At 69.5% G+C, this 10655-nt stretch carries 2 protein-coding genes; both read left to right on the top strand.

All coding sequences use genetic code 11. The features are described from left to right. On the top strand, positions 1-4262 hold a 4262-nt coding region (locus tag FJV41_RS44655; protein WP_141648744.1), incomplete at its 5' end, for a type I polyketide synthase. Beyond that, positions 4263-10655: type I polyketide synthase (locus tag FJV41_RS44650; RefSeq protein WP_141648743.1), on the top strand; the 6393-nt coding region annotated here is incomplete at its 3' end. It lies immediately after the preceding gene.

Below are 10655 nucleotides of genomic sequence, written 5' to 3'. Positions count from 1 at the left end.
GCCCGAATCCCGCCATCGGCTTCGAGCAGACCCCGTTCTACGTCAACGCGCGGCTCCAGCCGTGGCCGGAGGGTCCGCATCCGCGTCGCGCGGGGGTGAGTTCGTTCGGCGTGGGCGGGACGAACGCGCACGTCGTGCTTGAAGCAGCGCCCAGGCGTGACACCTCGCCGTCCCGACGCCCCGTCCATGTGCTGCCGCTTTCAGCGCGCAGTCCTCGCGCACTCGAAGCCCTGGGCAGACGCTTCGAGAGCTTCCTCGCGAGCGCCTCGGACTCCGAGCTCGCGGACATCTGCTACACGGCGGGCCTGGTCCGGTCGCACTTCTCCCATCGACTGGCCGTCGTGGGACGCACCGCCGAGGAGCTGCGGGAGCGACTGCGAGCGAGCCTCGATGGGGCCCTGGCACCGGGTGTGTCCCGAGGTCAGGCCCAGGCCGAGCAACCCCCTCGCGTCGCGTTCCTCTTCACCGGCCACGGAGCGCAGTACGAGGGCATGGGGCGAGCGCTCCATGACGCGAGTCCCGTGTTCCGCGAGGCCCTGGAGCGAGTGGCGGCGCTGCTTCGCACGGAACTCGAAACACCTCTGCTCGCGGTGCTGTACGGGAGCGAGTCCCACCGACTCACGGAGCTGGCCTACGCCCAGCCCGCCATCTTCGCGGTGGAGTACGCGCTGACGGAGCTGTGGCGCTCGTGGGGCATCGAGCCTGACGCCGTCCTGGGACACAGCCTGGGCGAATACGTCGCCGCGATGAACGCGGGTGTCTTCTCGCTGGAAGATGCCGTGCGACTGGTCTCAGCGCGCGGACGGCTCATGGAGCAGCTCGCGCTGGAGGGCGAGACCATCGTCGTCCTCGCGGACGAGGCTCGCGTCCGCGAAGCCCTGACGAAGCATGGTGGACGCGCGTCCATCGGCTCCATCAACGCGCCCCAGAACGTGGTCGTTTCCGGTGAAGGACCCGCCGTGCGGCAGCTCACGGACGAGCTGGTGGCGCAGGGCATCGAGGTCAAGAAGCTGGAGGCCTCGCGCGCGGCCCACTCGCACCTGATGGACCCCATGCTGCCGGCCTTCGAGAAGGTCGCGCGGACGGTCACCTACCGTTCGCCCACGCGGGCCCTCATCTCGAACCTGACGGGCCGGCTCGCGGGAGCAGAGGTCGCGACGCCCGAGTACTGGGTGCGGCACCTTCGTGAGCCCGTGCAACTCGCGGAAGGGATGCGGACCCTGGCCGAACAGGGGACGCAGGTGTTCCTGGAGATCGGCCCGAAGCCGACCCTGGTCTGGATGGGGCGCGAGTGTCTGCCCGTGGCCCAGGCACAGTGGTTGTCGAGCCTGCGCAAGGGCCATGAAGACTGGCACCAGTTGATGGAGTGCCTGGCGGCGCTCTACACGCACGGCGCACCGGTGAGCTGGCGCGGCTACGAGCAGGCGGAGGCACGCCGACGCGTGGCGCTTCCCACGTACCCGTTCGAGCGACAGCGGTTCTGGTCCGACGAGGCCGGTCCGCGAAGCACCGCGCGCCGCGAAGACATCCGGACCACACATCCGCTGCTCGGAGCACGCGTGGCGGCGGCGACCCTGCAGCCGGGAGAGATGTTGTTCGAGTCGCGAGTCGGTGCCACCTCGCCCTCCTATCTGGGCGACCACCGCGCGCTCGGAACGGCCCTGCTGCCCGGCACGGCGTATCTGGAGCTGGCCCTCGCGGCCGGCGCGGTCGCCCTTCCGAATCAAGCGCTCGTCGTCGAGGACCTGGCGCTCGAACAGGCCCTCATCCTGCCGGAGCAAGGTGAGGTCACGCTCCAGACCGTGGTGAGAACCACGGGCGAGCAGGTGCTCTCCATCGAGGTCTTCCGACGCGAGGAGACCCACGAGGGAGAGTCCCGGTGGATACGCCATGCCTCCGGCAAGGTCCGGCCGACAGGCGCCGAGCCCCTGTTGCCGACACGGCTCGAAGCCTCACTCCTTCAGCCTTCCGGCCTCGGGACGCAGCCTGGAGAAGCGCACTACACGCGAGCCCGAAAGCTCGGGGCGGAGTTTGGAGAGTCGTTCCGAGGCCTCGTCGAGCTGTGGAGTGACGACGCGGGAGCCTGCGCACGCATCGAAGTCCCGGAGCAACTGCGCGACGAGCCCAAGCCCCATCACGTCCATCCCGCCGTGCTCGATGCATGCCTCCAGCTCGTCGGCGCGGTGGGCCCGGAGCTGAAGGAAGGCGAATGGATGCTGCCCGCGAGCTTCGGCCGGGTGCGCGTCCACCGAGCGTCACTGCCCAACAGGTTGGTGAGTCGGGTCATCCCCCGCTCGCCCCTCCTGACGGACGTCTTCGTCTACGACGAGACAGGCGACGAAGTGCTCCGCGTCGAGGGCTTCGAGCTCAAGCGCGTCCGGGGAGAAGCCTTCCTCCAAGGCGCACGGCCGGGGCTCGAGGACGCGCTCTATGAGCCCGCCTGGCGCGAGCAACCTCGTCCCGTCAGCGAGGTCACCCATCGCCCCTCGACATGGCTCCTCATCGCGGACGAACAGGGTGTCGCCGAAGCCCTCCGTGCACGCGTGGAAGAGGATGGACGAGACGCCTGCGTCATCGCCCGCGTCGGCCCACACTACGAGCGACAGGAAGCCCATCGCTTCCAGCTCGACCCCACGAACCCAGAGCACTTCACGCGGTTGCTGGCGGAGCTGGCTCACGAAGAGCGACCGTTGCGTCAGGTCATCCACCTGGGCTCACTCGACGCGCCGTCCGACCAGGCACTCCAAACGGAGACACTGGGTGAGGACCTTCACCGGACCTGTGGCGGCGTGCTCCATCTCGTCCAGGCGTTGGTCGCACGGAACGAACCCCCTCCGGCCCTCCAGCTCGTCACGCGAGGCGTCCGGGAAGGCAATCCTGGCACGGGCTCGCTGCTGTGGGGACTGGGGCAGGTCATCGCCCTGGAGCATCCGGAGCTTGGCTGTCGGCGGGTAGACCTCGCGCCCTCAACAGGGCCCGAGGCGAGCCGCGAACTCCTCGCGGAGCTTCGCTGTGAGAGCCAGGAGGCGCAGGTCCGGCTCGAAGGTGGGTCACGACAGGTCGCACGGCTGCGCGTCGCGGAGGCATCTCGCGCGGAGGGCGCTTTGCGTCCCGATGCCACCTACCTCATCACCGGAGGCTTCGGGCGCCTGGGTCGTCTCGTCGCGCAGTCGATGGTCGACCGGGGCGCGCGTTCGCTGGCGCTCCTGGGCAGACACGTGCCCTCGGATGATGACGCGGGAATCGCCGCGCTCCGGTCCGCGGGCGCGCGCGTCCTCTGCCTCGAAGCGGATGTGAGCCGTTTGGAGAGCGTGAGCGCGGCGCTCGACGAGGTGCGCCGCTTGCTTCCGCCACTTCGAGGCGTCGTACATGCGGCGGGCGCCGTCCACGATGGGCCTCTGCGAACACAGTCGTGGGAGTCCTTCGCCCAGGTCCTTGCCCCCAAGGTCCAGGGAGCCTGGAACCTCCACACCGCGACCCGGGGACACACGCTCGACTTCTTCGTCCTGTTCTCCTCCGTGTCCTCCCTGCTGGGGAATGCGGGACAGGCGAACTACGCCGCGGCGAATGCCTTCCTGGATGGCCTGGCGCGACACCGCCGCTCGCTCGGCTTGCCGGGTCTGAGCATCGCCTGGGGCCCGTGGTCCGGAGAGGGCACGGCCGCGAGCGACGTCTTCGCGGAGCGCCTGCGCAGACAGGGACTCGGCCTGCTCTCACCCATGCACGGCCTCACCGCGCTGCACCGACTGTGGGCCCACGCTCGTCCCAACATCGCCGTCGTGCCCATCGACTGGAAACAGCTCAGCGGCACTGCGTCCTCCACGTTCCTCATGGAGCTTGTCAGCCGAGGTGACTCCCTCCGGAAGAGCGGCGCCGCGCAGCAGGGTTTCCGCCAGCGAATCGAGGCCGCGCCAGCGTCGGAGCAACAACCGCTCCTGCGAGCCCACGTGCGTGAGCAGGTGGCCGCGGTCCTGGGCCTGACTCCGTCCGCCGTCGGCGTCGACCGGGGATTGTTCGACCTCGGCCTGGACTCGCTCGGCTCGTTGGAGATTCGCAACCGTCTCCAGGCCTCGCTGCCCTGCACGCTGCCGTCCGTCGTGGTGTTCAAGCACCCGAGCGTCGACCAACTCACCACGTATCTCGCCACCGAAGTGCTGCGACTCGCCTCGGCGACACCCCGCCCTCAGCAGGAGGCCAGCGAGGAGTTGCCGCTCGACGAAGTGGTCCGCCGGTTGGAGCGAAAGCTCGAGGACATGGGCTAGATGAGCACATCAATTCCCAGTGGCGGTCAGGAAGCCCTCCTGCGGCGCGCACTGCGCAAGCTGGAGGAAACCGAGTCCAAGCTCCGCACCCTGGAGCGAGGCCAGCGCGAGCCCATTGCCATCATCGGAATGAGCTGCCGCTTCCCCGGCGGGGCCACGAGTCCCGAAGCGTTTCGTGAGCTGCTGGCTTCGGGGCGCGACGCCGTGCGCGACGTGCCCGTCGAGCGCTGGGATGCGGAGGCGCTCCATGACCCGGACCCGGATGCGCAAGGTGCGCTGACCGCGCGCAAGGGCTGCTTCATCGACCAGCCAGACCAATTCGACGCGGCCTTCTTCGGCATCAGTCCACGCGAGGCCGCGCGGATGGACCCGCAGCAACGGCTGCTGCTCGAAGTGAGCTGGGAGGCGCTGGAGCGAGCAGGCGTGGCGCCGGACTCGCTGATGGGAAGCGCAACCGGGGTGATGGTGGGCGTCGCCAGTCACGACTACTTCGAGATGTCCACGAGCGCGCCGGAGTCCATCGACGCCTATACGGGCTCGGGTACGGCGCTGAGCGTGGCGGCGGGGCGACTCTCGTACGTCCTTGGCTTGAGAGGGCCCGCGCTCTCCGTGGACACGGCCTGCTCGTCGTCCCTGGTCGCGGTCCACCTCGCCTGTCAGTCGCTGCGACTGGGCGAATGCAACCTGGCGCTCGCGGGCGGCGTGAGTCTGATGCTCGCCCCCATCCTCGCGATGATTGAGTCGCGCACGCGCATGCTCGCACCGGACGGGCGCTGCAAGACGTTCGACGCATCGGCGGATGGAGTGGTGCGAGGCGAGGGCTGCGGCGTGGTCGTGCTCGAGCGGCTGTCCGACGCTCAGCGGGCAGGCCATCGAATCCTCGCGGTCATCCGAGGCTCGGCGGTCAACCAGGACGGTCGCAGCGCGGGACTCACCGTGCCGAACGGCTCCGCGCAGGAGGCGGTCATCCGCAGGGCCCTGGAGCAGGCCGACCTCGCACCGAAGCAGGTCGGCTTCGTCGAGGCACACGGCACGGGCACCTCGCTCGGAGACCCCATCGAGGTGGAGGCCCTGGGCGCCGTGCTGTCCAAGGAGCGAGCGCCAGAAACCCCGCTGTTGATTGGCTCCGTGAAGCCCAACATCGGGCACCTGGAGGCGGCGGCCGGCATCGCGGGCTTGATGAAGCTGGTGCTCTCGCTGGAGGACGGCACCCTCCCGCCCCACCTCCACTTCACCATTCCCAACCCGCGCATCGCCTGGGACTCCCTCGGGGTGCGCGTCGTGACGGAGCCGACTCCCTGGCCGCTCATCGATGGCCGGCGCATCGGTGGAGTCAGCTCCTTCGGCTTCTCGGGAACGAACGCCCACGTCATCGTGGAGCAGGCTCCCGCGCGAGAGGAACAGCCCACCGCTCCCGAGCGCCCTTGGTCTCTCCTGACGCTGTCTGGCGCCACACCGGAGGCACTGGAAGCCCAGGTCGACCAATACCAGCGTCACCTCGCTCGGCATCCCGAGTTGCCGCTCGGCGACGTGGCCGCCACCGCGAACAGCGGACGCACCCACTTCCGTCACCGTGCCGCGTTCATCGCCCGGAGCACCGAGGAGCTCACGAGCCAGCTCCAGCGAGGGGAGTCCGTCATCCGAGGAGTCATCCCGGATGAGCCTCCGCGCATCGCCTTCCTCTTCAGTGGCCAGGGCGCCCAGTACGCGGGCATGGGCAAGGAGCTGTTCGCCTCCGAGCCGCGCTTCCGTGAGGCGCTGGAGCGCTGTGACGCCGTCCTCGCGTCGCGCCTGGAGCGTTCCCTCCTTTCGGTGCTCTTCGACGAGGACGCGGGGTCCACGCCGCTGTCCCGAACCGCCTACGCGCAGCCCGCGCTCTTCGCGCTCCAGTACGCGCTGGTTGAACTGTGGAAGTCCTTCGGCATCGAGCCGGCGGCGGTTTTGGGTCACAGCGTCGGTGAGCTCGCCGCGGCGTGTGCCGCCGGAGTCTTCTCGCTGGAGGACGGGCTGACGCTCGTCTCCGAGCGAGGCCGGATCATGCAGTCCCTCATGGACGAGGGACATATGGCCGCCATCTTCGCGGAAGGCACCGGGTCCCGGCTCCTCGACGTGTCCCACGCGTTCCACTCCCCGCTGATGGAGCCGATGCTGCAGGGCCTCGGAGCCGTCGCCGCGAGGCTTCGGACGACGGACCCTCGGGTCACCTTCATCTCCAGCGTGACGGGCCGGGCCATGGGCTCGGAGGTCACTCGACCTGACCACTGGGTCGGGCACGTGCGCAGCCCGGTGCGCTTCGCGGACGGAATGCGCGCGCTTCGTGCCACCGGCTGCGAGGTCTTCCTGGAGGTGGGCCCGGGGTCGGCGCTGCTCGACCTGGCGAAGAGCAACCTGCCAGACGACGTGGGCCTGTACCTGCCCAGCCTGCTGAAAGGTACGTCCGATTCACGCGGACTCATGGAGACACTGGCGCGGCTTCATGTGCGCGGCGCGCCCGTGCGGTGGGCGGGGCTCGAAGCCCGTGGAGCCCGGCGTCGAATCACCCTGCCGACGTACCCCTTCGAGCGCCGCCGCTACTGGCTCAAGGAGGAGACCTTCCAGTTCCGCTCCGGCCGCACGCCAGCCTCCAGCGAGGCAACAACGACGCATCCCCTGTTGGGACATCGGCTGCATTCACCCGTGCAGGGTCCTGAGGACGCCCACTTCGAGGCACACCTGGGACCTGCCTCGCCCCCACTGCTGGGACAGCATCGCGTCTTCGGGCGCGCGGTGGTCCCCGCCACGGCCTTCATCGAGCTGGCGCTCGCGGCCGGACAGAGGACTCTTGGCGAGGGAGCCCTGCGCGTGGAGGCGCTGGAGCTCTCTCAGCCGCTCTTGCTTCCTGAAGAGGGCACCATCGTGGTGCACACCGTGCTCGCGCCCGAAGGTCCGGGGCGTCGTGGGGTGCGCATCTTCAGCCGAGCCGAAGGTGCGTGGCGCCTCCACGTCACGTGCAAGGTTCGTCGCGAGGACTCACGCCGCCCCGAGGCCACGGTCGTCGTTCCTCCCGCGCGGGAAGCCCTGCTCTCCGTCGAGTCCCATTACCAGCGGACCCGCGAGCATGGCCTGGCGCTCGGCCCACTCTTCCGTTCCATCCAGTCGCTCTGGCGCACCGAGCGCGGAGGGGGTGCGCATGTCGTCCTTCCGAATCGAGCGGGGAGCTACGTCCTGCACCCTGCCCTGCTGGATGCCTGTCTCCAGGCGCTGAGTGTCGGTTTCGGTGACGCAGTGGAGGGCGAGGCGTGGCTGCCCGTGGGCCTGGAGCGACTGACGGTCCACGAGTCACCCCGCGAAGCCGCCTTCTGCGAGACGCAAGAGCGCCCCTCTCTCGGAAAGGGTCGCCTCCAGGTCGACGCGTGCCTTCGCGCGGAAGACGGCCGGGTGCTCGTCGTCGTCGAGGGCCTGGAACTGCGCCTCGCACGGCGCGAGGCCTTCCTGGGAGGACAGCCCGCCTCCGACTGGCTCTACACAGTCGACTGGCCTCTTGCGCCGCAGGTCGACGCCGAAGCCGACTTCATCCCCGCGCCGCGCATCCTCGGTGACGCCGTGCGCGAGGGCTTGGGCTCCATCATCCCCGAGGACGACGTCACGCGGTACACGGCGGTCCTCGGGCGGCTCGAAGCAGCGAGCCTCGGCTATATCCTCGCCGCGCTCCACCGACTGGGGGCGGGCTTCGAGCCCGGCCAGCGCTTCAGCACCCGCGAGCTGGCGGAGCGGCTCCGGGTCGCCCCGCCCCATCAACGCCTGCTCGGGCGACTGCTCATCATTCTCTCCGAGGAAGGGGTCCTGGAGCGCACCAACGAGGGCTGGCATGTCCTCCAGGTGCTCCCGCACGCACGAGCGGAGCGACTGCCCGTGTCCGAGGAGGACTCATCCTCCACACGGGCCCAGCTCGCGATGCTGGAGCGCTGCGGAATGGAGCTCGCGGCCGTGCTTCGCGGAGAGCGTGACGCGCTCGAGCTGCTCTTCCCCGATGGCAATCCAGACGCGGTGGCGGAGCTCTACCGAGGCACTCCGGTCATCCGAATGATGAACACCGTGGCGCAGCAGGTCGTCACGCGCGCGCTCGCGGGCGCACCACCCGAGCGTCGGCTGCGCATCCTGGAGGTCGGCGCGGGAACAGGTGAAACCACGGCCTGGGTACTGCCGCGACTTCCCGCCGAGCGGAGCGACTACCTCTTCACGGACGTCTCCGCGTTCTTCACGGAGCGGGCAGCGGAGCGCTTCACGGACTTTCCCTTCGTCCGTTACGAGGTGCTGGACGTCGAGCGGACCCCGGTCGGCAAGGAGCGCTTCGACCTGGTGCTCGCATCGAACGTGGTGCACGCGACGCGGGATGCGCGACGAACCCTGCGCAACCTTCGCGAGCTGTTGGCGCCGGGAGGCACACTTGTCCTGCTGGAAGGGACCGTCGCGCTGCGCTGGGTGGACCTCACCTTCGGGCTCACGGACGGCTGGTGGAGCTTCGAGGACACCGCCCTGCGCACCGACTGCCCGCTTCTGCCACCAGCACGTTGGTGTGAAGTGCTCGAGGAAGAAGGCTTCGCTCACGCGGACATCGCATCTCCGAGCGACACTCTTCCGCCCCTCCTGGGACAGCAAGCCGTCATCGTCGCGCAGACGCCTCGGACTCCGAAGGAGACTCGCGCGGCCGGAGCATGGCTCATCCTCGCGGACCGAGGGGGCGTGGGTCAGGCACTGGCCCATCAGCTCCAAGCCCAGGGAGGCGAGTGCTTCCTCGTTCACGAGACGGGGTCCAACATTGACCCTCGATCCGCCGCATCCCTCGCCCTGTTCCAAGCCAAGGTCGCCAACGTTCGGGGCGTCATCCACCTGTGGTCGCTGGATGGAACGTCCGCCGCCCACCTGTCCACGCAACAACTGCGCGAAGCCTCGAAGGCAGGCTGCGGCAGCGTCTTGCAGTGCGTCCAGGCGATCACGCAGGGAACGCAGTCACCGCCTCCACCCCTGACGCTCATCACGAGAGGAGCCCAGCCCGCGGGCGGCGCGGTGCCAGGGGTGGCGCAGTCGACGCTCTGGGGGCTGGCCCGCGTGATTGCCCGTGAGCATCCGGAGCTGCGCTGCCGCATCATCGACCTGGAAGACACGCCGACGACCTCCGAGCCCGAGGCGTTGCTCGACGCGGTGCTGGACCCGAGCGATGAGCAGGAGTTCGCGCTGAGAGGTGTGGAGCGCAGGGTGGCCCGCCTCGTGCGCGCCGGCCAGCTCGCGCCAACGCACAGCGTGTCCATCCGCCCCGATGCCACGTACCTCATCACGGGTGGGCTCGGTGGACTGGGGCTGCTGACGGCACGCTGGCTCGTTGAGCGGGGAGCACGCCACCTCGCGCTCCTCTCGCGCAGGCCGCCGGGACCCGAAGCCCGGACGGCGATGGCGGAGCTCACGGCGCGAGGAGCCACCGTGCTGGCCCTGCCGTGCGACGTCTCGCGCGAAGAGTCGCTCACACAGGCACTGGCCGAGGTGGAGCGGCGCCTTCCGCCGCTGCGAGGCGTCTTCCACTCCGCGGGTGTGCTGGAGGACGGCGTCCTCTCGGGATTGAGCTGGGAGCGCTTCGCCACGGTGCTCGCGCCGAAGGTCGACGGAGCCTGGAACCTCCATGTGCTCACCCGGACGAAGCCCCTGGACCTCTTCGTCATCTACGGCTCGGCGACGTCGCTGCTGGGTGCCTGGGGACAAGCAAACCACACGGCCGCCAACACCTTCCTCGATGCCTTGGCCCACCATCGCCAGGCCCTCGGACTGCCCTGCACCTGCATCGCCTGGGGCGCGTGGGAGGGAGTCGGCGCCGCGAACCGCGCGGAGGCGGGCACGCGGATGGGCGAGCTGGGCATGAGCACCATCAGCCCCGAGCGAGGCCTGGAGCTGCTCGAACGCATCCTCGCGTCCGGGGCCGCGCAGCTGGGTGTCATGCCCATCGTCTGGTCGGAGTTCGCACGGAAGGTCGGCGCCAGTCCCTATCTGTCGCGACTGCTCGCCGAGACGAAGGCGGAGCCGGAGCAGCCGGCGCGAGAGGGCCTGCTGGCACGCCTCCAGGTCGCCTCCGTGCACGAGCGACGGGTGCTGCTGGACGAGCACGTCCGGAGCCAGCTCGCACGCGTGCTGGGGATGAGCAGCCTGGACTCCGTCGATGGAGACCACCGCCTGTTCGACCTGGGCATGGACTCACTCACGGCCGTGGAGCTGAAGAACCGGCTGTCCACGAGCCTCGAGCGCCCGCTGCGCTCGACGCTCGTCTTCGATTTCCCGCGCATCGACGCGCTGGTGGAGCACCTGGGACGCGACGTGCTGGGAGTACTCCCACCACCCGAGCCCGTGGCGACTCCACACCTCCCACCC

The organism is Myxococcus llanfairpwllgwyngyllgogerychwyrndrobwllllantysiliogogogochensis (assembly GCF_006636215.1).
Taxonomy (GTDB): Bacteria; Myxococcota; Myxococcia; order Myxococcales; family Myxococcaceae; genus Myxococcus; species Myxococcus llanfairpwllgwyngyllgogerychwyrndrobwllllantysiliogogogochensis.
This window is presented reverse-complemented; position numbering and strand designations above follow the sequence as displayed.